The organism is Cupriavidus sp. Met-2, from assembly GCF_049843575.1.
Lineage (GTDB): Bacteria > Pseudomonadota > Gammaproteobacteria > Burkholderiales > Burkholderiaceae > Cupriavidus > Cupriavidus metallidurans.
The window spans coordinates 347,946-373,714 of sequence record NZ_JBBHZL010000002.1; the positions used below are offsets into that span (position 1 = coordinate 347,946).

Here is a 25,769-nt window from a genome sequence, read left to right on the forward strand (position 1 = left end):
TCCACTCAATCCTTCAAGCCGGAAAGCTCCCGGCGCAACGATGCCACATTGGCTTCGCTGCGGGTGATGTCGTCACGAAGCCGCGCGACGCGATCCAGGTACTTCTGATAATTGCGCTCGCCGCCTTGGCGCTCCGGCTCGCCGTTGTTGTACTCGGCGCGCAGGCCGGCCAACCTGGCCTCCTCGGTCTGCAGCTCGGTTTCCAGCACTGCGCGACGCTCGCTATCACGGCTCTTTTGCGTAGCGCTATCCACGCGCGGGAAGCTGGTCGGCGACGTAGCTGCCGCCGACTTGCCACCCGAAGGCGCGCCACCAGCGCGCGAGCCGGGTACGGTGACCACATCCGGCAGGTTCAGCCGCTTGCAGTCCTTGCTGTTGCCAGGATTGCCATTGCGGTACTCGGGCACGCCATCGGCGCCCTTACACATGTACACGTCGGACGACTGCGCGGCGGCAGGCCGGGCCCATGGCAACGCCATGGCCGCGACCATCACCAAAATGGGGAAGCCCACACGCATCTGGTGCGGCAACGCGCCGCTGGCATTGCTGAAGACCCTGCTCGAGATCGCTTCCATGAACATCGACATGTAGGTTAGGAAAAGAGCCCCATTCTAGCGATCAACGTGGCCGCAAAACAAAAAGGGACAGCCGAAGCCGCCCCTTCCTGGTGCAACTGTTGCCCGGCCACAACCCGGCAACTCACTCGGCTTACAGCGAGTAGTACATGTCGAACTCAATCGGGTGAGTCGTCATGCGGAAACGCGTGACTTCTTCCATCTTCAGTTCGATGTAGGCGTCGAGCATCGAGTTCGAGAACACACCACCGCGGGTCAGGAACTCACGGTCGTTGTCCAGGTACTCCAGGGCCTGATCCAGGCTCGAGCAGACGGTCGGGATCTTCGCGTCTTCTTCGGGCGGCAGATCGTACAGGTTCTTGTCGGCAGCTTCGCCCGGGTGGATCTTGTTCATCACGCCATCCAGACCGGCCATCATCAGTGCCGAGAAGCCCAGGTACGGGTTCATCAGCGGATCCGGGAAGCGCGTTTCGATACGGCGACCCTTCGGGTTGGACACGTACGGAATACGGATCGAAGCCGAACGGTTGCGAGCCGAGTAGGCCAGCTTCACCGGTGCCTCGAAGCCCGGCACCAGACGCTTGTACGAGTTCGTACCCGGGTTGGTGATGGCGTTCAGCGCGCGAGCGTGCTTGATGATGCCGCCGATGTAGTACAGCGCGAATTCCGACAGGCCGGCGTAGCCGTTGCCCGCGAACAGGTTCTGACCGTCCTTCCAGATCGACTGGTGAACGTGCATGCCCGAACCGTTATCGCCAACGATCGGCTTCGGCATGAACGTGGCCGTCTTGCCGTAGGTGTGCGCGACGTTCTGGATCACGTACTTCTGCAGCTGGGTCCAGTCGGCGCGTTGCACCAGCGTGCTGAAGCGCGTGCCGATTTCGTTCTGGCCCTGGCCAGCCACTTCGTGGTGGTGCACTTCAACGGGGATGCCCAGCGATTCCAGAATCAGGCACATTTCCGAACGCATGTCCTGGAACGTGTCGATCGGGGCAACCGGGAAATAGCCGCCCTTCTTGCCCGGACGGTGACCGCTGTTGCCGTGCTCGAATTCCTTGCCCGACGACCACGGTGCTTCTTCCGACTGGATCTTCACCGAGCAGCCTTGCATGTCGATGTTCCAGGTCACGCCGTCAAAGATGAAGAACTCGGGTTCCGGACCGAAGAAGGCGGTGTCGCCCAGGCCGGTGCTCTTCAGGTAGGCTTCAGCGCGCTTGGCGATCGAGCGCGGATCGCGGTCGTAGCCCTTGCCGTCCGACGGCTCGATCACGTCGCAGCTCAGCACCAGCGTCGGCTCTTCGTAGAACGGGTCGATGTAGGCGGTACCCGAATCCGGCATGAGCAGCATGTCGGAGGCCTCGATACCCTTCCAGCCGGCGATGGACGAACCATCAAAGGCGTGGCCGCTCTCGAACTTGTCTTCGTCGAAGTGCGACACCGGCACCGAGACGTGCTGTTCTTTGCCCTTGGTATCCGTGAAACGGAAATCGACGAACTTCACGTCGTTTTCGTTCACGAGCTTCATCACATCTGCAACGCTCTGCGCCATGCCTATCTCCTGGAAATTCGGGCTGAAACTGGGAAAGTGGGTAAGCCAAAGTTGGTGCGGTCATCTGCCTGGACCGCCCCAAAAGGGACGTCGAATGTTAGCAGAAAGCGTGCCAGCCGAAGCCACCTTTCCGCCTGCCAGACTCCCGACTTCCCGAAAAACGTGCACTGGCTTGGATTGGCGCGCACCGGAGCGAAAACACCGGATTGCATGCAATCCAGCCAATCAACTTGATGCCTTGGCGAAGTGCACTGCCCGCGCACGCCGCTCACCCCAATCAAACACCATAACGGTGCGCAATCCAAGGATTTGCACTGTTTATGTGCTCACCACGAAATTAGGCACCATATAGGTGCAACCCCATGGCACCACCACCGCGCCTTGCGTGGACATTTTTCGGGCCTGCCACAATGGCCGCGCTAGAATAACGCCGATTCAGCCGGCTTCCCAGTGCCGCGTTGGCCTTGTTGCCCTTGCGCGGGCCAGCCCCCGCATTCCCTCCATTCTTATTGACTCCGTCACAGAAGATGACTACCCGAGACGAACTCCTCCAGGCCGCCCAGACGCGCAAGCAGCAAGGCGAACTCGCCTATTACGGCGCCCTCACTCCGCAAGAGGCCTATGCGCTGCTGCAGGCCGAGCCGAAGGCCGTGCTGGTCGACGTGCGCACGCAGGCGGAACTGGATTGGGTGGGCGGCGTGGATCTGCCCGACGAGCAGTTCGCCCATATCGAATGGATGTCGTATCCCGGCGGCGCCCAGAACGCCAACTTCGTGGCTGAACTGAAGGCGCGGGTACCGGCCGACGCGCCGGTGCTGTTCCTGTGCCGCAGCGCCGCCCGCTCGAAACACGCGGCGCGCGTGGCGACGGAAAACGGTTACCTGCTGGCGATGGATGTGCTCGAAGGCTTCGAAGGCAACCGCGACGACCATCATCACCGCAAGACGATGGAGGGCTGGTGCGTACGCGGCCTGCCGTGGCACGGCGCCTGAGGAGTGCCACAAATCATTGATACGCCGCTTACTGCTCGACGATCTCGAATCCCATCGCCCGGACCCCGTCGAGCAGCATCGCGTAAGCCGGCCCGACCATGTCGGCCGGCCCTTTCACGCCGAGATCTATATGGCGCCGCACGAATTTGTCACCACGCGCGGCATCCCCGACTGATGGCAGGCTGAATACGCGAATACCGGCGAACGACGCCTCCACCTGCTCCATCAACGGCGTCAGCGTCGATTCGGGTGCCTCGAACACGTAGAAGGCGCGCGACACCTCGGTATCCTGATGGAACAGGTGCGCGTACCTGTTGTCCAGCACCCACTCCATCATCGGCCACGCCATGACCGGGAAGCCCGGCATGAAATGGTGATCGGCCACCGAGAAACCCGGAATGCGGTTGTAGCTGTTCGGAATGATCCGGGCACCGACCGGAAACTCCCCCATCTTGAAACGATGCTGGTTCTCTGGCTGATTCAGATCCGCCTTGACCGGATCGCCATTGGCCGTTTCCGCAATACGCAATGCGATCAGTTCGCGCGCCTCGGGGTGCAAGGCCAGATCCACGCCCAGCGCCGCGGCCACGCATTGGCGCGTGTGGTCGTCAGGCGTGGCACCGATGCCACCCGTGCAGAAGACGATATCCGGGCCCGCCAGCGTGCGGCGTAGCGTGGCCGTGATGCGCTCACGGTCGTCGCCGATGTACTCGGCCCAGTCCAGCGCCAGCCCGCGCGCGCCAAGTAGCTCGATGGCACGGCGCATGTGCTTGTCCTCGCGCCGACCGGAGAGAATCTCGTCGCCGATGACAATCAAACCAAAACCCATGATGCGCTCGCTCAGAATTGTTTTCAGGAAGGCTCGATGCGGCGCACGTCAGAGGGCGCCAACTCGATCACGTCGGTAGCCAAGGGCGGTGGCGGCGCTGCGGCCGCGCGCTCTGCCCGCAGATCCGCCAGCGCGCGCAGGCAGAAGTGGCCGAACCACAGCGCCGAGAAAATGAAGATCAGCACGTAAAGCCACAGCGTGCCGGCCAGCACCAGCGGGAACAGGAAGATGATGACAGCGGACCAGACCCACAGCAACGTCGGCGCGGAGCCGAGCAAGCCAACCGCCACACCGATCATCAGCAGCGGCACCCGATGGCGCTTCATGAGCGTCTTGCGTTCTTCGGCCGTGGCATGTTCCGCCAGCGCGTCGTAGGTCATCACGCGGTACGTCAGCCAGCCCCACAGCACCGGCGGAATCAGCGCGAAGAACGGCGGAATCAGCCATAACGGCAGCGTAATGAGGATCAGCACCAGGAAGATCAGCGTGCTGCCGAGCGTCTGGAAGACGCTGCCGACGATGCTGCCCCCGTGAGACTTGGCCAGGTCCGGATAGCTGCGTTCGAGCTGCCTGACCACCACCGGCACCGAGAACAGGCTAATGAAGATCAGCATCGACGCAATGACCAGCGGGATCGCCAGGGTCAGCACGAAGAGCGGCGCCACCACGCTGCGCAGCGACTGCAGGCCAAGCCAGTCGAGCATCGAGTAGATCCAGCTCGTGAACACCGAGCCTTCGAGGATGGCGCGGGCCGTCCCCATGATCGGTTCCCAGCCCCACCAGATCAGGCCGCCCCAGAGGACGGTAGCGAGAACGAATGGCACGATGGTCAGCATCAGCATCCGTGGATGCATCTGGCTGACCAGTGCGCGGCCAAACGAGCGGAAGATATCGTTCATGCGGCAAAGAGGTGAAAGAAGCCCTCGGAGCCTAGCACAGCCCGGCGATCGTGTTTCCGGAAACCCTCGGAAATGCGCGCGAAGTGGCGCTGGAGCCGACCAGAAAGGAACCTACCCCAGGCGCAGCAACCGCTTGATGCCAAGCCATTGCTGCGACAGGAAGCCATCGCCGTAGCTACGCGCACGCCCGGCAGGTGGCGGCATCTGGTCGCGGATGCCGGTTGGATGATAGACGTCGGTGAAGTCCGCGGTGCCAAAAAGCATGTCCCACCAAGGGAAGATCACGCCATAGTTGCACCCGCCGAGCCGCGCGGGCTTTTCCGCCGTGGCGCGTTTTTCATGACCAAGCCCCACCGCGTGGTGCGTGCGATGGAAGCGCGGAGAAATCAGCAGGCGCTCGCCCAGCCAGCCGAAGTGCAGCCGCAGATTGGCGTGCTGCAGGCTCTGCAGCAATTGCGACAGCGCTACAAGCAGGACGTACTGCGACGGCTCGACACCTACCGCCAGCGCAACAGCCGCGAAAACGAAATCGCGCAGAATATCGTCGAGCAGATGATTGCGGTTGTCGCTCCAGAGCGTCATTTGGCGCTGGCTGTGGTGCACCGCGTGCAGGCTCCACCACCAGCGGTACGTATGCGACAGCCGGTGATACCAGTAGTCGAGCAGGTCGAACAGCGCCAGATAGAGGAAAAAGCTGATCAGCGGGATCGACGTCACGCCGGGCCACCAGTCCTCGACGTTGACGCGCTGCCAGCCCAGCAATCGCAGATGGCCTTCGATGCCATCCATCAACGGTGCCAGCAGGAAGAACATCGCTAGCCGGAACAGCCCCAGTCGATGGATGAGCGTGTAGAGGATATCGGTGCGAATGGCCGCGCGGTCGGTCACGACCTCAACCGGCCGCAGTCTCTCGAGCGGTCCGAGGATCAGGACCATCACGGCGATCTGGACCAACCCGACCAGCAGCCACTCCGTGCCGGTGAACGCGTCTTCGGCATAGCCACCGAAGCCGAGGTTATAAACCACGGGCAACACCACGTTCTGAAAGACCGTGGCTTCGATCTGGCCCACCCACAGGTTAAGCCAGTTGGTGAGCGCGTCCCACATTACCGTTTGGCTCCCGATACTGACGATGTTTGAGGTTGTTCCCCCGCCTGCTCCACTCGCACCGGACCACGTTGCGCAATCCAGTGCTTGTACTGCGGATGCTCACGCAGCGTGGCGAAGCAGAAGCCCTTCTGCTCGAGCCCGCTGATCAGCGGCTCCAGCACGCCCGGCGCCCAGGGGTCCTTGCGCGACCAGATACCCAGGTGGGCCATCGTGATATCGCCATCGCGCAGATCGCGCAGCGCACGTTCGAGCAACATCTGGTTAGGGTAGCGTTCTGAGGACAGTTCGTCGCCGAGAAAACCGGCCGGCGCCCAGCCCACATGCTTGAAGCCGCATTGCTCGGCCCATGCCAGCGTCTTCGGCGACGTATGGCCACCCGGAGCGCGCCACAGCGGCACCATCGGCTGACCGGTCATCGACTGGAAGGCCTGCACGCTCCGGCGCAGTTCCTTGCAGAACGATTCCTCGGTCATCGCCACGTCCTTGCCACCCTGCGCCCCGAACTGCGGCCGCATGACGACCTTGCCGCCCTCGCCACCCTTCGCGCTGCGAAGGTAGACATGGTCAAAGGTGTGGGTGCCAAAGGCATGACCGTCGGCAGCCAGCGATTTCCAGTAAGCCGCCCAAGTTGGATCCAGCGAATTATCGTGGTTGACCGTGGGCTCGTTGGCCAGGAAGAACGTCGCGCGGATATGGTGCTTGCGCAACGTGCGAGCGATCAGTTCCGCCTGGCTCATGCTGCCAGTGTCAAACGTCAGATAGAGCGTGCCGGCTCGGCAGGCTCCGGGGCTGGCGTCGGCCGCCAGAGCAAGCGAGGCGCTCGCCAGCAACCCCGCCGCAGCCACCCCGATCCGGATCATCCAGTTGCGCATGGCGCTGACCTTCTTAATAGAGCGGGGCGCGCGTGCGGAAGTAGATGCCATGCGGCGATTTGCCGACACGGATCGTCTTGATCATCTTGCGGCTGGCCACATCGATCAGGCCAACCGAGCGCGCCCAGCGGAACGTCACCCAGAGCGTCTTGCCATCAGCGGTCAGTTCCATGTCGTCCGGGCCCGGCAGCAGACCCGTGATCTCGCCGACCTTCGACAGCGTCTGCTGGTCGATGATGCTTATCGAGCCAGACACCCGGTTGCTCAGGAACAGGTGCCGCTTGTCGCCCACGGCGCGGAAGTTGTGCGCGCCCTTGCCAGTCTGGATCTGCTTGACCACTGTCCGGGTACGCCAGTCGATCACGGCGACGTAGTCAGCCCCCGTCATACCCACCAGCAAGTACTTCTGGTCAGGCGTGACCCAGATACCGGCCGGCGCGGAGCCAGCCTCCATGGTCCAGAGCACGGTCAGCGTGGTCAGATCGATTGCGGCGATCTGGTTCGAGTCCTGCAGCGTGATGAATGCAATCTTGCTGTCGGCCGTGAACGCGATGTGGCTCGGCGTCTTGGCCAGCGGGAACTGCTTGGCGATCTTGAGCTGGCGGCCGTCCCAACGATAAACGTCGACGCGGTCCAGCCGGTTGCCGGTGGCGATGAACCACTTCTGGTCGGGCGAGAAGCCGATCTGGTACGGGTCGTCGATGTTCGGCACGCGCTGCTGCACCTTGCCGGTCACCGGGTCGAGGAAAACGAGGTCGTTGCCAACCGCATTGGCGACGATCAGCGATTTGTCGTCGGGGGTGGCGATCAGGTGATGGGGTTCCTTCCCGATCGGGAAAGTCTCCAACACCTTCTGCGTGTCCTTGTCGATCAAAGTAACGCTTGCGTCACCTGAATTCAGGATTACTACAACTTCCGCGCGGGCGGGTGCGGACACCAATGCCAATGCCAGGGTGCCGACCGAAACAGCGCCAGCCACAACACGACGCAATGCGAGCATAAGACCGTTAAATCATGACGAATCGCGCATTCTAACGTTTCAATCGACCAGTACGATGACGTGAATCATCAAACTTGAGGGTCTATCACAATTAGATACAAATAACCTGGACAGCCCCCCCTTGGACACCGGCCTATCGCTGCATGGACTCCCAGACTTTCTGAAGCCGCTTGACCGACATTGGCTGTGGCGTGCGCAGTTCCTGCGCGAACAAGGCCACCCGCAATTCCTCGAGCATCCAGCGGAACTCGTCGAGACGGGCATCGGCAGCGCCTCGGCCCTGCGACCGTAGCTGCTTCTCCGCACGCTGCCACTGTTGCACCAGCGGAGTCATTTCCTGGATGCGCTGGCTGTCACGGGCCGGATCGCCCTTGAGCTTGTCCACCCGCATCGCCATGCCCTTCAGGTAACGCGGAAAGTGCGTCAACTGGACATATGGCGTATCGATCACGAACGACTTCGTCATCAGACGCGCCAGCTGGCCTTCCAGGTCCTGATAGGCCGAGCCGAACGGCTTGGCCTGGAGCATCTTGCGCGGCAGCCCCGCAAACTCGGCGAGGATCGTGCCCACCAGCCGCGCGATTTCCTGGGCCAGCAGCGACAGCCGCGCCCGCCCTTCTTCCTTGCGGGTATTGAACTCGGCTTCGTTGCGCGGCAGGGGCGCCTGCAGGCAGGCGCGTTCCAGCGCCATCATGACGATCTGGTTGCGCAACTCCTCCTGCGTGCCCAGCGTCATGTACTGCATCGCCATCTGCTGCAGGTTCGGGATGTTCTTCTCGATGAACTTGACCTGCTCTCGCAGTTGCAGCGCGAACAACCGGCGCAGTCCGGCATGATGGATGCGCGCAGCCTCCTGCGGATCGTCGAAGACTTCCACGTCACAGTGATCGCCGTGGTCAACCAGCGCCGGATAGCCAAACAGCGTCTGATTGCCCTTGCGGATCTCAAGCAGTTCGGGCAACTCACCGAACGACCACGAGGTCAGGCTCTCGAATTGACCGGCTTCGGCCGCAGGCACATCGCGCGCGGCAATGTTCTGGAACGACTGCTGCGCCTGACCGCCGAACTCCGCACGCAACTGGGCCAGGTTGCGGCCCATGTCCAGTTGGCGACCGTGCTCGTCGATCACCTTGAAATTCATCGCGTGGTGGGCAGGCAGCGTCTCGAGCTTGAAGTCCGCACGCTTGATCATCGTGCCGGTCTGCTCGCGGATGTCGGCGATCAACACATCGAGCAGATCTCCCTCCCCGAACGGCTGGCGGTCGACAAACCCGGCTGCGTAGTCGGGCAGCGGCACGCAATGGCGGCGCAGCTTCTGTGGCAGCGATTTCAGCAGCAGATGCACTTTCTCCTTGATCATGCCAGGCACGAGCCACTCGGTGCGCTCGGGTCGCACCTGGTTGAGCGCATACAGCGGCACCGTCAGCGTCACGCCGTCGCGATGGCTGCCCGGTTCGAAGTGGTACGTCAGCGCCATATCGATCCCGGCGATCGGCAGGATCTTCGGGAACAGGTCCGTCGTGATACCCGCGGCTTCGTGCCGCATCAACTCGTCGCGATTCAGGTACAGGAGTTTGCGATCCTTCGCGGACTCCGCCTGATACCACTTTTCAAACGCCACCTGATTGTGGATGTCGGCGGGAATCGCGCGATCGTAGAACGCGAAAATGAGCGCGTCGTCCACCAGCACGTCCTGACGGCGCGACTTGTGCTCCAGGTTCTCGATCTCGCGTACCAGACGCTGGTTGTGGGCGAAGAACGGCAGCCGCGTGTCGAACTCGCCTTCCACCAGTGCGTGGCGGATGAACAGCTCGCGCGCCTCGGCCGGGTTCATCGGCCCAAAGTGCACCCGACGATGCTGGTACACGGGCAAGCCGTACAGCGTGCCGCGCTCGAGCGCCAGCACTTGCCCAGCCTTCTTCTCCCAGTGCGGCTCGCTCCAGCTCACCTTGAGCAGATGGCTGCCGACCTGCTCGACCCATTCCGGCTCGATACGGGCCAGCGTGCGCGCGTACAGGCGGCTGGTTTCCACCAATTCGGCCGCGATGATCCAGCGCCCCACCTTGCGCGCGATGAGCGAGCCCGGCCAGAGGTGGAACTTGATGCCCCGCGCGCCCAGGTACTCGCGCCCCTTGCCGTCGGATTCATCCAGCTTCAGGCCAACGTTGCCGAGCAGGCCGGTCAGCAGCGCCTTGTGCACCTGCTCGAAGGTCGGCTCGCTCTCGTTCAGGCGCCAGCCCTGCTCCGTCACCGTGGTCAGCAACTGCGAATGCACATCGCGCCATTCGCGCAGGCGAACATGCGACAGGAAGTTGGCACGGCACTGCTCCTGCAACTGCCGGTTGGTCTTCTTGTGCGCGACGGCGTCTTCGAACCATTTCCACAGCTTGACCCAGCCCAGGAACTCGGACTTCTCGTCCATGAACTTGCGATGCGCCTGGTCGGCGGCCTCCTGGGCCTCCTGCGGGCGGTCTCGCGGGTCCTGCACGGACAACGCGCTGGCGATGATCAGCACCTCGCGCAGACATTGCTGGTCGCGCGCGGCCAGGATCATCCGCGCCACGCGGGGGTCGAGCGGCAGCTTGGACAACTGGCGGCCAACGCCGGTGAGCTGGTTGGCCTCGTCGAACGCGCCCAGTTCCTGCAGCAACTGATAGCCGTCGGCGATGGCACGGCCCAGCGGCGGCTCGATGAACGGAAACGCCTCGATATCGGTCAGGCGCAGCGCCTTCATGCGCAGGATGACCGCTGCCAGCGACGAGCGCAGGATTTCCGGATCGGTGAAGCGCACGCGGCCCAGGAAATCACTTTCCTCGTACAGGCGGATGCAGACACCGTTCGCCACCCGGCCACATCGGCCGGCACGCTGGTTGGCCGCCGCCTGCGAGATCGATTCGATCTGGAGTTGCTCGACCTTGTTGCGGTACGAGTAGCGCTTGACGCGCGCCAGCCCCGTATCTACCACGTAGCGGATGCCAGGCACCGTCAGCGACGTCTCCGCCACGTTGGTGGCCAGCACGATGCGCCGCGCGTTCGACGGTTTGAACACACGCTCCTGCTCCTGCACGGACAGCCGCGCAAACAGTGGCAGGATTTCCGTATGCGGCGGATGATGCTTGCGCAGCGCCTCGGCAGCCTCGCGGATCTCCCGCTCGCCCGGCAGGAACACCAGCACGTCGCCGGGCCCGACCCGGCAGAGTTCGTCCACGGCGTCGACGATACCGTCGTACAGATCGCGCTCCCGGGCCTTCTCGGTGCGCGGGGCGCCGTCGGCCGGCGCATCCGCCTGTATCGGCCGGTAGCGCACCTCCACCGGATAGAGCCGGCCACTGACCTCGATCACGGGCGCCGGCTTGCCGTTGCGCGCGAAATGCTCGGCAAAGCGCTTGGCGTCGATGGTTGCCGACGTGATGATCACCTTCAGATCCGGCCGCTTCGGCAGGATCTGGCGCAGGTAGCCGATCAGAAAGTCGATGTTGAGGCTGCGCTCGTGCGCCTCGTCGATGATGATCGTGTCGTAGGCGCGCAGCAGCGGGTCATTCTGCGTCTCGGCCAGCAGGATGCCGTCGGTCATCAGCTTGACCGACGCCCCGGCCGACATCGTGTCGTTGAACCGGACCTGATACCCGACCGTCTCGCCCAGCGGCGTGCCCAGCTCCTGTGCGATCCGCTTGGCCGTGGAGGTGGCCGCAATCCGGCGGGGCTGGGTGTGGCCGATCAGCCCGCCGCCGGGCTTGCCCTCGCGTGCCGGGCCCCGCCCGATCGACAACGCGATCTTCGGCAACTGGGTGGTCTTGCCCGAGCCGGTTTCGCCGGAAACGATAATGACCTGGTTGGCCTGCAGTGCCCGGGCGATCTCTTCGCGCCGTGCCGAGACGGGCAAGGCCTCCGGAAACGCGATTTCCGGTATCGGATTGGCAAGCCGTGCCGGCTGCGGCGCACGGGGCTGGCGAGGCCCGCCGGGCGAGCGAGGCGCGCGTGCAGCGGCCTCCGCCGGCCGCTTGGCGGGATTCGGAGGGACCGGGGAAGTCTTGGCCTCGGCGGGCCGGGACGGAACAGGTTTGGCGGGGCGTTGTGCTGACATTGGCCGGGATTATAATCCGCCGCATGAACGCCAGAACCGACTCCCCGCAGCAGGACCCCGATCCTGCCTCCGCCCCGCTCCCGCTGCCCGTAAAGGCCGCGCCCGACACCCAGAATCCGCCCGTCGCCACGGAGCTTGCCGAGCCCGCCGGCCCGGACCAGCAGCAGTTCGTCGACTGGCTGCGATCGGTCGCGCCCTATATCCATGCCTTCCGCGGCAAGACGTTCGTAATCGCCTTCAGCGGCGAACTGGTCAAGGCCGGGGTGCTCGACGGACTGGTCAATGACGTGGCGCTGCTGCACGCGATGGGCATGCAGATCGTGCTGGTGTTCGGATCCCGACCGCAGGTGGAAGAACAGCTCGCGCTGCGCAATGTCCAGTCGCAGTACGCGGAAGGCATCCGAATCACCGACAATGCCGCGCTGGAATGCGCCAAGGAAGCCGCCGGCGAGTTGCGCCTCGACATTGAGGCCGCGTTCAGCCAGGGACTGCCGAACACGCCGATGGCTGGCGCCCAGCTTTCCGTGGTGTCGGGCAACTTCATCACCGCGCGCCCGGTGGGCATCGTCAATGGCGTGGACTATCAGCACACCGGTCTGGTCCGCAAGATCGACGGCGACTCGATGCGCATGTCGCTATCGCACGGCAAGGTGGTGCTGCTGTCGCCGCTCGGCTTCTCGCCGACCGGCCAGGCATTCAACCTGTCAATGGAGGACGTGGCCAGCGCCACGGCCAGCGCGCTCAAGGCGGACAAGCTGATCTTCATCACCGAGGTACCCGGCGTGCCCGACCAGGTGGGCAAGCTGATGAAGGAAATGTCGCTGCGCACCGCCGTGGAACGGCTGCAGAACAACCACCTGCCACCCGACGTCGCGTACTACCTCCAGCATCTGGTCAAAGCGCTCAAGGGCGGCGTGCCGCGCGCGCACCTGATCCCGTTCTCGCTGGACGGTTCGGTGCTGCTGGAGCTGTTCCTGCACGACGGCGTGGGCACCATGCTGTCCGACAGCGATCTGGAAAGCCTGCGTGAAGCCACGCTTGACGACGTTGGCGGCATTCTGCAGCTCATCGCCCCGCTTGAGGCCGATGGCACGCTGGTTCCCCGTGGCCGCCATCTGATCGAGCGCGACATCGACAAGTTCTCGGTGATCGAGCACGATGGCGTGCTGTTCGGCTGCGCCGCGCTCTACGAATTCCCGCGCGAGAACATGGGCGAGATGGCCTGCCTGACCGTATCGCAGGAAGCCCAGGGCACTGGCGACGGCGAACGGCTGCTCAAGCGGATCGAGCGCCGCGCCCGCGCGCTGGGCCTCGAACGCCTGTTCGTGCTCACCACGCGTACCGAACACTGGTTCCTCAAGCGCGGGTTCGTCCACGCCACGGTCGACGATCTGCCCGAAGACAAGCGCAAGCTCTACAACTGGCAGCGCAAGTCGATGGTCCTGATGAAGAAGCTCTGACGCGGCAGTAACAACAAGGTCGGCAGGGGCATGGGCGGATACTCCCGCCCGGCCGGCCAGCTTGGCTACAATAGCGGCCAAACGAACAAGGAGTCCCTCATGGCCCGCATGGTCCATTGCATCAAGCTGAACAAGGAAGCCGAAGGCCTCGACTTCCCCCCGCTGCCGGGCGATCTCGGCAAGAAGATCTGGCAAAACGTGTCCAAGGAAGCCTGGGCCGGCTGGCTCAAGCATCAGACCATGCTGATCAACGAGAACCGCCTGAACATGGCCGACCCGCGGGCGCGCCAGTACCTGATCAAGCAGACCGAGAAGTACTTCTTCGGCGACGGCGCCGACCAGGCCGCAGGCTACGTGCCCCCGCCGGCGGCTTAAGCACTACTGCCGCTCGCTCCTTTCCCGCCCGCGGGAGAGGAGCCCGGGGGAAACGGCCGCCACATCGAATCCCGCCTTGCCGGGATTCGCCGACCGCACGGTCCGGAATTGGCCGACTCCCCCATTACTTCCCGCCGTCCATATGCCGATCGGACTAGTCCGTCCCGCATAGCCCCTCCCCCGCCTACCTCTACGCCCGGCGAATAGTCGGCCAATCGCCACAGGCCTAATCTGACGTCACTCCCCAAAGTGACTTCGGAACCCGGCCATGGCCACCCCAAACCTCCCCTCCAGCAAGCCAGAACCCGTCTCTTCCGGTGCTTGGACGACGCTCTGGTCCAGCACCTTTGCCTTCACGATCTGTTTCGCCGTCTGGATGCTGTTTGCCGTGCTCGGCATTCCGCTCAAGAAGGAACTCGGCCTGAATGACACCGAGTTCGGCCTGCTGGCAGCCACGCCGGTGCTGAGCGGCTCCCTGATCCGCGTGCCGCTCGGCATCTGGACGGACCGTTACGGCGGCCGCATCGTGTTCTTTGTGCTGATGCTGCTGACGGTGATCCCCATCTGGCTGATCTCGTACGCGCATACGCTGTGGCAATTGCTGGTGCTCGGGCTGTTCGTCGGCCTGGCGGGCGGCTCGTTCTCGGTGGGCACGCCATACGTGGCCCGCTGGTTCCCGCGCTCGCGCCAGGGCCTGGCCATGGGCATCTTCGGTGCCGGCAACTCGGGCGCCGCCTTGACCAAGTTCGTCGCGCCCGCTCTGATCCTGGCCGCCGGCACCTGGGAAATCGTGCCGAAGGTGTACTCGGTGGCGATGCTGATCACCGCCATCGTGTTCTGGCTGTTCTCGCGCAGCAATCCCGCGCACCGCGTTTCGTCGGCCACCAGCTGGCGTGCGCAGCTTGCCGTCATGCGTGATCCGCGTGTCTGGCGCTATTCGCAGTACTACTCGGTCGTGTTCGGCGGCTACGTTGGCCTCTCGCTGTGGATGACCAAGTACTACATCGGTGAGTACGGCTTCGACATGAAGACGGCCGCGTTCCTCGCTGCCTGCTTCTCGCTGCCGGGTGGCGTGCTCCGGGCGATCGGCGGCTGGATCTCGGACCGCTACGGCGCGCACCGCACCACGTGGTGGGTCATGTGGGTCAGCTGGGTCACGTTCTTCCTGCTCAGCTACCCGAGGAGCGACTTCACGATCCACACCGCCAACGGCCCGGAGAGCTTCCATATCGCGCTCTCGCCAACGGTGTTCACCATCCTGATGTTCGTGGTCGGTATCGCGTTCGCGGTCGGCAAGGCCTCGGTCTTCAAATTCATCTCGAACGATTTCACACACAACATCGGCGCGGTCTCCGGCGTGGTCGGTCTGGCCGGCGGCCTCGGTGGATTCATCCTCCCGATCCTGTTCGGCGCACTGGCTGACCTGACCGGCATCCGCACCAGCTGTTTCATGCTGATGTACGGCGCGGTCTGCGTGAGTCTGGTGTGGATGCACTACAGCCAGCGCGCGGCAAACGCCAGGCCGACGCCCGAAACCCTGCAAGCCGCCTGAGTTCCGTCTCCTCCCAAACCAACCTAACTGCATATCATGTCAAGTTCCATACTGACCCGCTGGGAGCCCGAGAACGTGGCCTTCTGGCGCGACCAGGGCGAGCGAATCGCCTATCGCAACCTCTGGATTTCGATCCCCGCGCTGATGCTGGCGTTCGTGATCTGGATGCTCTGGAGCGTGGTGGCGGTCAACCTCGACCGCGCCGGCTTTCAGTTCACCAAGAACCAGCTCTTCTGGCTGACCGCGCTGCCCGCGCTGTCCGGTGCCACACTGCGTATCTTCTACTCGTTCCTGGTGCCGATCTTTGGCGGCCGCCGCTTCACGGCCATCTCCACGGCGCTGCTGCTGATTCCGGCGGTGGGCATGGGCTTCGCGCTACGCGACCCGTCGACCAGCTACCCCACGCTGCTGATCTTGGCGCTGCTGTGCGGCCTGGGCGGCGCGAACTTCAGTTCGTCGATGGCCAACATCAGCTTCTTCTTCCCGAAAGAAAAGAAGGGCCTAGCCACTGGCCTGAACGCCGGTATCGGCAACCTGGGCGTCTCCGTGGTGCAGTTCGTCACGCCGCTGGTGGTTTCGGTGGCCGTGTTCGGTGCGCTCGGCGGTGAACCGCAGACCTACAAGGCGGCCGACGCCACGCAACAACTCTGGCTGCAGAACGCCGGTTTCATCTGGGTGCCGTTCATCATCGTCGCCTCGCTGGCGGCATGGTTCGGCATGCACGACATCGCCGACGCCCGCGCATCGTTCGCCGAACAGGCCGTGATCTTCACACGCAAGCACAACTGGCTGATGTGCTGGCTCTATATCGGCACGTTCGGCTCGTTCATCGGCTTCTCGGCCGGCCTGGCGCTGCTGACCAAGTCGCAGTTCCCCGGCGTCAACCCGACGGCCTACGCCTTCCTCGGACCGCTCGTCGGCGCACTGACCCGCCCGGTTGGTGGCTGGATCTCGGACAGACTCGGCGGTGCCCGCGTCACGCTCTGGACCTTCATCGGCATGATCCTCGCGGTCTTCGCCGTGCTGGCCGCCCTGCCCGCCGATGGCGGCGCGGGCAGCTTCCCCGCCTTCCTCGGCGCCTTCATCGTGCTGTTCGCCCTGACCGGCATCGGCAACGGCTCGACGTTCCGCATGATCCCCGTGATCTTCCTGACAGAGCGCCAGCGCGCGGCCGGCAAGGACGCCGCCTCGCAGCGGCAGGCCGTGCAGGACGCCGGCAAGGAATCGGCCGCCGTGCTCGGCTTCTCGGGTGCGATCGGCGCCTACGGCGGCTTCTTCATCCCCAAGAGCTTCGGCACCTCGCTGGACCTGACTGGTTCGCCCCTTGCCGCGCTCTACTGCTTCATCGTCTTCTACGTGACCTGTGTGCTCGTGACGTGGTGGTTCTACGCCCGCCGCAACGCCGCAATGCCGTGCTGACAGAACGAACCCCACAGGAGAACCCTACAAAATGAGTCACTTTCTCGATCGACTGAAGTTCCTGTCGCGCGTGAAGTCCACCTACTCGGACGGACACGGCGCGGTGGTCAACGAGGACCGCAAGTGGGAGAACACGTACCGCAGCCGCTGGCAGCACGACAAGATCGTGCGCTCGACGCACGGCGTCAACTGCACTGGTTCCTGCTCGTGGAAGGTCTACGTCAAGAACGGCCTGATTACCTGGGAAACCCAGCAGACCGACTATCCGCGCACGCGCCCCGATCTGCCCAACCACGAGCCGCGCGGCTGCCCGCGTGGCGCGTCCTACAGCTGGTACGTCTACTCCGCCCAGCGCGTGAAGTACCCCATGATTCGCGGCCGCCTGATGGAAATGTGGCGCGAGGCCCGCAAGACGATGGATCCGATTTCCGCCTGGGAATCGATCAGCCAGAACCCGGAGAAGGCCCGCCGCTACAAGAGCGTGCGCGGCCAGGGCGGCTTCGTCCGCGCGGACTGGCAGACTGCCACCGAGATCATCGCGGCGGCCAATGCCTACACGATCAAGCAGTACGGCCCCGACCGCGTGATCGGCTTCTCGCCGATTCCGGCCATGTCGATGGTGTCGTACGCCGCCGGCGCGCGCTACCTGAGCCTGATCGGCGGCGCCTGCCTGTCCTTCTACGACTGGTACTGCGATCTGCCGCCGGCCAGCCCGCAGATCTGGGGCGAGCAGACGGACGTGCCGGAATCGGCCGACTGGTACAACAGCACCTACCTGATGGTGTGGGGCTCGAACGTGCCGCAGACGCGCACGCCTGACGCCCACTTCTACACCGAGGTGCGGTACAAGGGCACCAAGACCGTGGCCGTGTCTTCGGACTTCGGCGAAATGGTCAAGTTTGGTGACATCTGGCTCGCGCCGAAGCAAGGTACCGATGCCGCCCTGGCGATGGCCATGGGCCACGTGGTGCTCAAGGAGTTCCACGCCACCGGCAAGTCGGCCTACTTCCGCGACTATGTGAAGCAGTACACCGACATGCCGCTGCTGGTGCTGCTGCGCGAGCAGGACGGCACGCTGGTGCCCGATCACTTCCTCCGCGCTTCGCACCTGGACGGCAATCTCGACCAGGCGAACCATCCCGAATGGAAAACGCTGGCCATTGACGACGCCACGGGCGAAATCGTCGCGCCGAATGGCTCGATCGGCTTCCGCTGGGGCGAAGCCGTCCACGACAACGGCGCGAAGGTCGGCCGCTGGAACCTCGAGATGAAGGATGGCGGCAGCGGCCGCGAGATCGACCAGCGTCTGTCACTGATCGGTCATGAGGATGAAGTGGTCGAAGTCGGCTTCCCGTACTTCGGCGGCGAGCACGATGCCCTGCTCAAGCGCCGCGTGCCCACGCGCCGCCTGACGCTGGCCGACGGCACCACGGTCCACGTGGCCACCGTCTATGACCTGCAGATGGCCAACTACGGCGTCGACCAGGGCCTTGGTGGCCCGAACGTCGCCACGTCGTACGACGACGATGTGCCCTACACCCCTGCCTGGCAGGAAAAGCACACGTCCGTGCCGCGTAACCTCGTCATCCAGGTCGCCCGCGAGTTCGCCGACAACGCCGACCGCACGCAGGGCAAGAGCATGGTCATCGTTGGCGCCGCGCTGAATCACTGGTACCACAACGACATGATTTACCGCGGCATCATCAACCTGTTGATGATGTGCGGCTGCATCGGCAAGAGCGGTGGCGGCTGGGCGCACTACGTCGGCCAGGAAAAGCTGCGGCCGCAGTTCGGCTGGGCGCCGCTGGCGTTCGGGCTGGACTGGTCGCGCCCGCCGCGCCATATGAACGGCACGTCGTTCTTCTACAACCACACCAGCCAGTGGCGTCACGAGAAGCTCGGTGTCGACGAAATCCTCGCGCCGACCGCCGACCGCGCGCGCTACGACAAGCTGTCGCTGCTCGACCTCAACGCCAAGTCCGAACGGATGGGCTGGTTACCATCCGCGCCGCAACTGGGCCGGAACCCGCTCGACGTGGTGGCCGAGGCCCGCGCCGCCGGCAAGGACCCGATCGCGGATACCGTGGAGCAACTAAAGTCCGGCAAGCTGCAGTTCGCCTGCGACGACCCCGACAATCCCGCCAACTTCCCGCGCAACATGTTCGTGTGGCGCTCGAACATTCTCGGCAGCTCCGGCAAGGGCCACGAGTACTTCCTCAAGTACCTGCTCGGCACGCAGAACGCCGTGTTCGGCGATGAGAACGATGCGATCAAGCCCAGCGAAGTCACGGTTCGGCCAGCCGCCGAAGGCAAGCTCGACCTGCTGACCGTGCTCGACTTCCGCATGAGCACCACCTGCCTCTACGGCGACATCGTGCTGCCGACGGCCACGTGGTACGAAAAGGACGATCTGAACACGTCCGACATGCACCCGTTCATCCACCCGCTCTCGGAAGCCGTGCAGCCGCTCTGGGAAAGCAAGACGGACTGGGAAATCTACAAGGCGATCGCGAAGACGTTCAGCGAGATTGCCGGCCCGTACCTTGGCACACGCGAGGACCTGGTCTGCACCCCGCTGCTGCACGACACCCCGGGTGAACTGGGCCAGCCGTTCGAGCCGAAGGACTGGAAGCACGGCGAGTGCGACCTGATCCCGGGCAAGACCGCGCCGTCGATGACCGTGGTGGAACGCAACTATCACGACATCTACAAGAAGTTCACGTCGATCGGCCCGCTGCTCGACAAGCTTGGCAACGGCGGCAAGGGCATCAACTGGAACACCGAGCACGAAGTGCACGAGATCGGCCACCTGAGCAAGACGGTGACCGAGCCTGGCGTCAGCCAGGGCCGTCCGCGCCTGGAAACCGCGATCGACGCCGCGGAGATGATCCTGACGTTCGCGCCCGAAACCAACGGCCACGTGGCCGTCAAGGCCTGGGACGCGCTGTCGAAGATCACCGGCCGCGACCACACGCATCTGGCCGTCGGCCGCGAGCACGACAAGATCCGCTTCCGCGACGTGCAGGCCCAGCCGCGCAAGATCATCTCGGCGCCGACGTGGTCAGGACTCGAGTCCGAGGAAGTCAGCTACAACGCCGGCTACACCAACGTGCACGAGCTGATTCCATGGCGCACGCTGACGGGCCGTCAGCAGTTCTACCAGGATCACCGCTGGATGCTCGACTTCGGCGAAGGCGCGTGCGTGTACAAACCGGCGATCGACACCAAGACGATCAGCCCGATGCTCGGCAAGAAGCCGAACGGCAACCCCGAACTGGTGCTGAACTGGATCACCCCGCACCAGAAGTGGGGCATCCACTCCACGTACTCCGACAACCTGCGGATGCTGACGCTGTCCCGCGGCGGCCCGCACGTATGGATCTCGGAAGTGGAAGCCAAGGCCAACGGCATTCGCGACAACGACTGGGTCGAGGTCTTCAACGTCAACGGCACGCTGACGGCGCGGGTGGTCGTATCGCAGCGCGTTCCGCAAGGGATGTGCCTGATGTACCACGCCCAGGAAAAGATTGTGAACGTGCCTGGGGCCGAGACCAGCGGTATGCGCGGCGGCATCCATAACTCGGTCACCCGCGCGGTGACCAAGCCCACGCACATGATCGGCGGCTATGCGCAACTGGCCTACGGCTTCAACTACTACGGCACCGTCGGTAGCAACCGCGACGAGTTCGTGATCCTGCGCAAGATGAACAAGGTGGACTGGCTCGACCAGCCGCTACGAGAAGAACGTAACCCTGCAAACGAAGCAGAAAAGATCGAAGGAGCAAGGTAATGAAGATTCGTGCCCAGGTAGCCATGGTGCTGAACCTCGACAAGTGCATCGGCTGCCATACCTGCTCCGTGACGTGCAAGAACGTATGGACCAGCCGTGAAGGTGTCGAGTACGCATGGTTCAACAACGTCGAGACCAAGCCCGGTGTCGGCTTCCCGAAGGAATGGGAGAACCAGGACAAATGGCAAGGCGGCTGGAAGCGCAATGCCGACGGCAGCCTCACGCCCCGTCAGGGCGGCAAGGCAAAGATCCTGGCGAACATCTTCGCCAACCCGAACCTGCCGCAGATCGACGACTACTACGAGCCGTTCACCTTCGACTACGAGCATCTCCAGAACGCCCCGCTGATGCAGACGCCGCCCACGGCGCGTCCCGTATCGGCAATCACCGGCAAGAAGATGGAGAAGATCGAATGGGGTCCGAACTGGGAAGACGACCTCGGGGGCGAGTTCGACCAGCGCAGCCGCGACAAGCTGTTCGAGGATATTCAGAAGGACATGTACTCGACCTTCGAGAACACCTTCATGATGTATCTGCCGCGCCTGTGCGAGCACTGCCTGAACCCGACCTGTGTGGCGTCCTGCCCCTCCGGCTCGGTCTACAAGCGCGAGGAAGACGGCATCGTCCTGGTCGACCAGGACAAGTGCCGCGGCTGGCGCATGTGCGTGTCGGGCTGCCCGTACAAGAAGATCTACTTCAACTGGCAGACCGGCAAGGCCGAAAAGTGCGTGTTCTGCTATCCGCGTATCGAGGCCGGGCAACCGACGGTCTGTTCGGAAACCTGCGTGGGCCGCATCCGCTATCTCGGCGTGATGCTCTATGACGCCGACCGCATCGAACAAGCCGCGTCCGTGGCCGACGAGCGCGATCTGTACCAGTCGCAACTCGACGTCTTCCTCGATCCGCACGATCCGAAGATCCAGGCCGAGGCGTTGCGTCAGGGTATCCCGCAGAGCTGGCTGGACGCCGCGGTCAAGTCGCCGGTCTACAAGATGGCCTGCGAGTGGAAGGTGGCCTTCCCGCTGCACCCGGAATACCGCACGCTGCCGATGGTCTGGTACATCCCGCCGCTCTCGCCGATCCAGTCGGCCGCGGAATCGGGCTTCATGGGCATGAACGGCGTGATCCCGGACGTGAAGAGCCTGCGCATTCCGGTCAAGTACCTCGCAAACCTGCTGACCGCAGGCGATGTGAATCCGGTGCTGTCCGCGCTGGAACGCATGCTGGCGATGCGCGCATACAAGCGCTCTGAATCGGTGGACGGCCTGCAGGACCTGGCCGTGCTCGAACAGGTGGGGCTGACGCCCGCGCAGGTCGAGGACATGTACCAGATCATGGCCATCGCCAACTACGAGGACCGCTTCGTCGTGCCGTCGTCCCACAAGGAAATGGCGGAAGACAGCTTCGACGAGAAGGGAAGCTGCGGTTTCAGCTTCGGCAACGGCTGCTCGGGTGGCACGTCGGACGGCTCGCTGTTCGGCACGAAGAAGCCCAAGCCAGAAGTGTCGTACGCCGACTTGCCGCGCTCGCGCCGCAAGGCCATCACCGGTTAAAGGAAGGAGTTCGAATCATGCCCATTCATCAGGTACTCAGCACCCTGCTCTGCTACCCGGAACAGGAATGGCTCGACAGCCTCGAGGAAGCCAACCTCGCGCTGGTCGAATGGCCGCAGGCGCGGGACATGCTGGCGCCGCTGCTCGACGAGCTGCGCAGCCGCCCGCTGATCGAGCTGCAGGAGAACTACGTCGCCACGTTCGATCGCAGCCCGTCCCACTCGCTGCATCTGTTCGAGCATGTGCATGGCGAAAGCCGCGACCGCGGCCAGGCCATGGTCGACCTGATCGACGAGTACCGTCGTGACGGCTTCGAGCCGCTGGAGACCGAACTTCCCGACTACGTGCCGCTGTTCCTGGAGTATCTCGGCGCGTTGTCGCTCGATGGCAAGGAGGAGCGCGCGGAGCAGTTGCTCGGTGACGCGATCCACGTGCTGGCCGCCATCGGCGACCGCCTGGCCCGCAAGGAAAGTCCATATGCCGCCGTCTTCAGGGTGCTGCGCACGCTGACCGATGTGCAGCCCGTCGCGCAGCAGGATCCTCCGGTGCGTGACATGGATGAAGCCATGGAAACGTTCGGCCCCGGCGCCGATGGCGTGGAACCGCTGCTTGGCGTGAAACCAGCCGTCGACGTGATCACGTTCCACAAGCGCGCCGCGCCGTCCCCTCGCCCGTGAGCCCGTCCATTACAAGGAACCAACCAGAGCCACTACCATGAACCTGGTCCATCAATTTATCTTCGGGATCTATCCCTACATCGCAGCCGCCATCTTCCTGTTCGGCAGCCTGGCGCGCTTCGAGCGCGAGCAGTACACCTGGAAGTCGGACAGTTCGCAGATGCTCTATCGCGGTAACCTGCGCACCGGCAACATCCTGTTCCACGTGGGCATCCTTGGCCTGTTCTTCGGCCATCTCGTCGGCCTGCTGACGCCGGTCGTGGTGTGGGACACGCTTGGCGTGTCGCATGGCCTCAAGCAGGCCATCGCCATGAGCGCCGGCGGCGTCATGGGCACGATGTGCCTGGCCGGCCTGTTGATCCTGCTGCATCGTCGCCTGACCAACGCACGCGTGTCCGCCGTCACGCGCTTCGGTGACAAGGTCCTGCTGCTGTGGCTGCTGGTCACGCTGCTACTGGGTCTGTCGACGATCTTCGAGTCGGCCAGCCATATGGACGGCCACATGATGGTGCAACTGATGACCTGGGCGCAGCACGTCGTCACGCTGCGCGCGGATGCCGCCAGCTATGTGGCCGAGGCCCCGCTGCTCTTCAAGGCGCACCTGTTCATGGGCATCTCGCTGTTCGCGATCTTCCCGTTCACGCGACTGGTGCACGTCTGGAGCGGCTTTGCCTCGGTGACCTACCTGGGACGCGCCTGGCAACTCGTCCGGGGCCGGTAAGGCCGTGTCCCCATGCACGAGATCGAACGTCTGCTCAAGGGCTTCGAACGGTTCCAGCGGCGCTACTTCGAGGCCAGGCCGGAACTCTTCGATGCCCTGCGCACGGGCCAGAAGCCTCAGACGCTGCTGATCGGCTGTAGCGATTCGCGCGTGGACCCGGGCCTGCTGCTCGGCTGCGACCCGGGAGAGCTGTTCACGGTGCGCAACGTCGCCAACCTCGTACCTCCGTGCGGGGATGGCGCCAGCGGGCGGCTCCACGGTGTCTCGGCGGCGATCCAGTTCGCCGTGGAGCAACTGCATGTGGTCCGCATCATCGTGATGGGCCACGCTGGATGTGGCGGCATCCGTGCTTTGCTGGCCCATCCGCAAAACGACGATACGAACGCGCCGCAGGACTTTATCGGGCCCTGGGTCCGCATTGCAGGCCCTGCCCGGCGCATGGTCGAGCAGACGCTGCCCAACGCCAGTCCCGCGGAACGGCAGCGCGCATGCGAACAAGCGGCGATCCTGGTGTCGCTGCGCAATCTCGAGAGTTTTCCGTTCGTCCGCGAGGCCTGCGAGCGCGGCGCGCTCACGCTGCATGGCTGGTACTTCGACCTCCAGGCGGGCGCGCTGCTGGCCTACTCGGAACGTGCAGACGACTTCCTGCCGCTGGTCTGCCCTCTGACACCTGAGGCGCGCCCGCATCGTCAACCGTCGAATCGCCCCAGCATTGACAGCGGTCAAGCCGAAATGCTGGGTTCTTAATAATGATGTCGGCATTTGCCCCACTCGCTGGCGAACCCATGCCAACCCTGCGCTGGATCTGCATTCCCATCCTTTCGTGTATTGCCGCCACGACTATCGCCGCCGAGCCACCGGCAGCCGCCCCGACGCCTGCCAGACAAGCCGAGCTCTTCCGCCTGCTACGCGATGACTGCGGCGCCTGTCATGGCATGACGCTGCAGGGAGGGCTCGGATCACCGCTGACGGCTGCGGCGCTAGCCGACAAACCGCGCGACGGACTCGTCGCCACGGTGCTTCAGGGCAGGCCGGGAACCGCGATGCCGCCGTGGCGGCCATTCATGACACAGGACGAAGCACGATGGTTGATCGATCGACTCCAATCCGGGCAAGTGCCCGCCGTACCGAAACCATGATGCGCCGCACCGCACTTCCCGTCGTGCTGGCACTGAGCGCGCTGCTCGCCGGCTGCGCCACCGCGGTACGTGGCACCGGCGATATGGGCGTCGTGGTCGAGCGCGCAGCCGGCCGCATCCAGGTCGTGGAAACCTCGGGCATGACCCGACTGGCCACGATCGATGGCTTCGGTGACCTGTCGCACGCCAGCGTGGTCTTCGCGCGCGACGGCCGGTACGCCTACGTCTTCGGCCGTGACGGTGGCCTGACCCGCGTGGACCTGCTGAATGCCAAGGTGACCCACCGTACCATCCAGGCAGGCAACAGCATCGGCGGCGCCATTACCCAGGATGGCCGCGTGGTGGCCGCGCAGAATTACGAGCCCGGTGGCATCCGGTTGTTCGATGCCGCCACGCTCGAACCGCTCGCCGACATCCCCGCCATCGGCCCAGACGGGCGACGCTCGAAGGTTGTCGGTCTGGCCGACCTGCCCGGCAAGCGGCTGGCGGCGAGCCTGTTCGAGGCAGGCGAGATCTGGATCATCGACGTAGCCGACCCTCGCCACCCCAAAGTCACCAAGCTGCCAGCAGGCAAGCAGCCTTATGACGGGCTGGTGACGCCCGACGGCCGTTGGTATCTGGCGGGACTGTTCGGGGAGGACGGCCTGGCGCTGGTGGACCTGTGGCAATCCCCGCCTGCCGCGCGGCATGTCCTGTCCGGCTATGGACGTGGCTCCGCACCGCTGCCCGTCTACAAGATGCCGCACCTGCGCGGCTGGGCCATGGCGCAGGGCAAGGCATGGCTGCCCGCCATCGGGCGTCATGAAGTGCTCATCGCCGATACCGCCAACGGCTGGCAGGAAGCCGGACGCGTGGAAGTTGCGGGCCAGCCGGTGTTCGTGATGGCGCAGCCTGACGGACGACAGGTCTGGGTGAACTTCGCGTTCCCGAACAACGAAACCGTCCAGGTCATCGACACAGCCACCCGGAAGGTCGTGCGCACGCTCAAGCCTTGCCGTGGCGTGCTGCACATGGAGTTCACGCCCAAGGGCGAGGCAGTCTGGCTGTCGTGCCGCGACGACAATCGCGTGGTGGTCTACGACACGACCAGTTACGAGCCGTTGGCCACGCTGCCGGCGGACCATCCAAGCGGCATCTTCTTCACCTCGCGCGCGCAGCGCTTCGGGATGTGAC

The 25,769-nt window shown here is 64.2% G+C and carries 20 protein-coding genes; 12 read left to right on the plus strand and 8 right to left on the minus strand.

The genetic code is table 11. The annotated features are described in order from the left end of the window. Positions 1–5: 5 nt before the first annotated feature. On the minus strand, positions 6–587 hold the full coding sequence (locus WD006_RS06855; protein ID WP_375199098.1) for a DUF4124 domain-containing protein: 582 nt from the start codon (positions 585–587) through the stop codon (positions 6–8). A gap of 121 nt (positions 588–708) precedes the next feature. Next, positions 709–2,124 carry a 3-hydroxylaminophenol mutase gene (locus tag WD006_RS06860; RefSeq protein ID WP_011516773.1) on the minus strand — a complete coding sequence of 472 codons (1,416 nt, stop codon included), beginning with the start codon at positions 2,122–2,124 and terminating at the stop codon, positions 709–711. A gap of 527 nt (positions 2,125–2,651) precedes the next feature. Here WD006_RS06860 and WD006_RS06865 point away from each other — a divergent pair. After that, positions 2,652–3,116, plus strand: coding sequence for a rhodanese-like domain-containing protein (locus tag WD006_RS06865; RefSeq protein WP_029307582.1), 465 nt, complete (start codon positions 2,652–2,654; stop codon positions 3,114–3,116). Between the two features lie 28 nt (positions 3,117–3,144). On the opposite strand, the gene WD006_RS06870 is transcribed toward WD006_RS06865, so the two are convergent. From WD006_RS06870 to hrpA, 6 genes are all read right to left on the minus strand, one after another. After that, a complete protein-coding gene (locus tag WD006_RS06870; RefSeq protein WP_011516777.1) occupies positions 3,145–3,945 on the minus strand; it encodes a competence/damage-inducible protein A in 801 nt (266 codons plus the stop codon). 23 nt (positions 3,946–3,968) lie between these two features. Further along, entirely contained in the window at positions 3,969–4,844 is an 876-nt protein-coding gene (locus WD006_RS06875; protein ID WP_011516778.1) for an EI24 domain-containing protein, read from the minus strand. A 111-nt stretch (positions 4,845–4,955) separates the two neighbouring features. Further along, on the minus strand, positions 4,956–5,951 hold the full coding sequence (locus WD006_RS06880) for a sterol desaturase family protein (protein ID WP_029307581.1): 996 nt from the start codon (positions 5,949–5,951) through the stop codon (positions 4,956–4,958). Beyond that, positions 5,951–6,826 (minus strand): polysaccharide deacetylase family protein, encoded by an 876-nt coding sequence (locus tag WD006_RS06885; protein ID WP_029307580.1) that lies wholly within the window; start codon positions 6,824–6,826, stop codon positions 5,951–5,953. Before WD006_RS06885 ends, WD006_RS06880 begins: the two co-directional genes overlap by 1 nt. A gap of 13 nt (positions 6,827–6,839) precedes the next feature. Next, the gene (locus WD006_RS06890; RefSeq protein ID WP_024570139.1) at positions 6,840–7,826 is read right to left on the minus strand and encodes a cytochrome D1 domain-containing protein; all 987 of its coding nucleotides are present in this window, start codon (positions 7,824–7,826) and stop codon (positions 6,840–6,842) included. A 133-nt stretch (positions 7,827–7,959) separates the two neighbouring features. Further along, positions 7,960–11,910, minus strand: coding sequence for an ATP-dependent RNA helicase HrpA (gene hrpA, locus WD006_RS06895; protein ID WP_029307579.1), 3,951 nt, complete (start codon positions 11,908–11,910; stop codon positions 7,960–7,962). A 23-nt stretch (positions 11,911–11,933) separates the two neighbouring features. On the opposite strand from hrpA, the gene argA reads away from it, so the two are divergent. The 11 genes from argA (at position 11,934) to WD006_RS06950 (ending at position 25,768) form a co-directional block, all read left to right on the plus strand. Then, positions 11,934–13,370, plus strand: coding sequence for an amino-acid N-acetyltransferase (gene argA, locus WD006_RS06900; RefSeq protein ID WP_029307578.1), 1,437 nt, complete (start codon positions 11,934–11,936; stop codon positions 13,368–13,370). Between the two features lie 99 nt (positions 13,371–13,469). Beyond that, positions 13,470–13,745 carry an oxidative damage protection protein gene (locus tag WD006_RS06905; RefSeq protein ID WP_024570137.1) on the plus strand — a complete coding sequence of 92 codons (276 nt, stop codon included), beginning with the start codon at positions 13,470–13,472 and terminating at the stop codon, positions 13,743–13,745. A 268-nt stretch (positions 13,746–14,013) separates the two neighbouring features. Then, the gene (locus WD006_RS06910) at positions 14,014–15,297 is read left to right on the plus strand and encodes an MFS transporter (RefSeq protein WP_029307577.1); all 1,284 of its coding nucleotides are present in this window, start codon (positions 14,014–14,016) and stop codon (positions 15,295–15,297) included. A gap of 36 nt (positions 15,298–15,333) precedes the next feature. After that, the gene (locus tag WD006_RS06915) at positions 15,334–16,716 is read left to right on the plus strand and encodes a NarK family nitrate/nitrite MFS transporter (RefSeq protein WP_011516786.1); all 1,383 of its coding nucleotides are present in this window, start codon (positions 15,334–15,336) and stop codon (positions 16,714–16,716) included. Between the two features lie 31 nt (positions 16,717–16,747). After that, complete coding sequence (locus WD006_RS06920; protein WP_029307576.1) at positions 16,748–20,506, plus strand: nitrate reductase subunit alpha; 3,759 nt, start codon at positions 16,748–16,750, stop codon at positions 20,504–20,506. Beyond that, the gene (narH, locus tag WD006_RS06925) at positions 20,506–22,059 is read left to right on the plus strand and encodes a nitrate reductase subunit beta (protein ID WP_008643816.1); all 1,554 of its coding nucleotides are present in this window, start codon (positions 20,506–20,508) and stop codon (positions 22,057–22,059) included. The genes WD006_RS06920 and narH overlap by 1 nt, the downstream gene beginning before the upstream one ends. Before the next feature lie 17 nt (positions 22,060–22,076). Then, on the plus strand, positions 22,077–22,736 hold the full coding sequence (gene narJ / locus WD006_RS06930) for a nitrate reductase molybdenum cofactor assembly chaperone (RefSeq protein WP_011516789.1): 660 nt from the start codon (positions 22,077–22,079) through the stop codon (positions 22,734–22,736). Positions 22,737–22,773: 37 nt separating this feature from the next. Continuing rightward, positions 22,774–23,457, plus strand: a complete 684-nt coding sequence (narI, locus tag WD006_RS06935) for a respiratory nitrate reductase subunit gamma (RefSeq protein ID WP_011516790.1) — start codon at positions 22,774–22,776, stop codon at positions 23,455–23,457. 12 nt (positions 23,458–23,469) lie between these two features. Then, positions 23,470–24,204, plus strand: a complete 735-nt coding sequence (locus tag WD006_RS06940; protein WP_029307575.1) for a carbonic anhydrase — start codon at positions 23,470–23,472, stop codon at positions 24,202–24,204. A gap of 38 nt (positions 24,205–24,242) precedes the next feature. Continuing rightward, positions 24,243–24,596 (plus strand): c-type cytochrome, encoded by a 354-nt coding sequence (locus WD006_RS06945; protein WP_035832664.1) that lies wholly within the window; start codon positions 24,243–24,245, stop codon positions 24,594–24,596. Beyond that, a complete protein-coding gene (locus WD006_RS06950; protein WP_011516793.1) occupies positions 24,596–25,768 on the plus strand; it encodes a cytochrome D1 domain-containing protein in 1,173 nt (390 codons plus the stop codon). Before WD006_RS06945 ends, WD006_RS06950 begins: the two co-directional genes overlap by 1 nt. The last annotated feature ends 1 nt before the right edge of the window (position 25,769 follow it).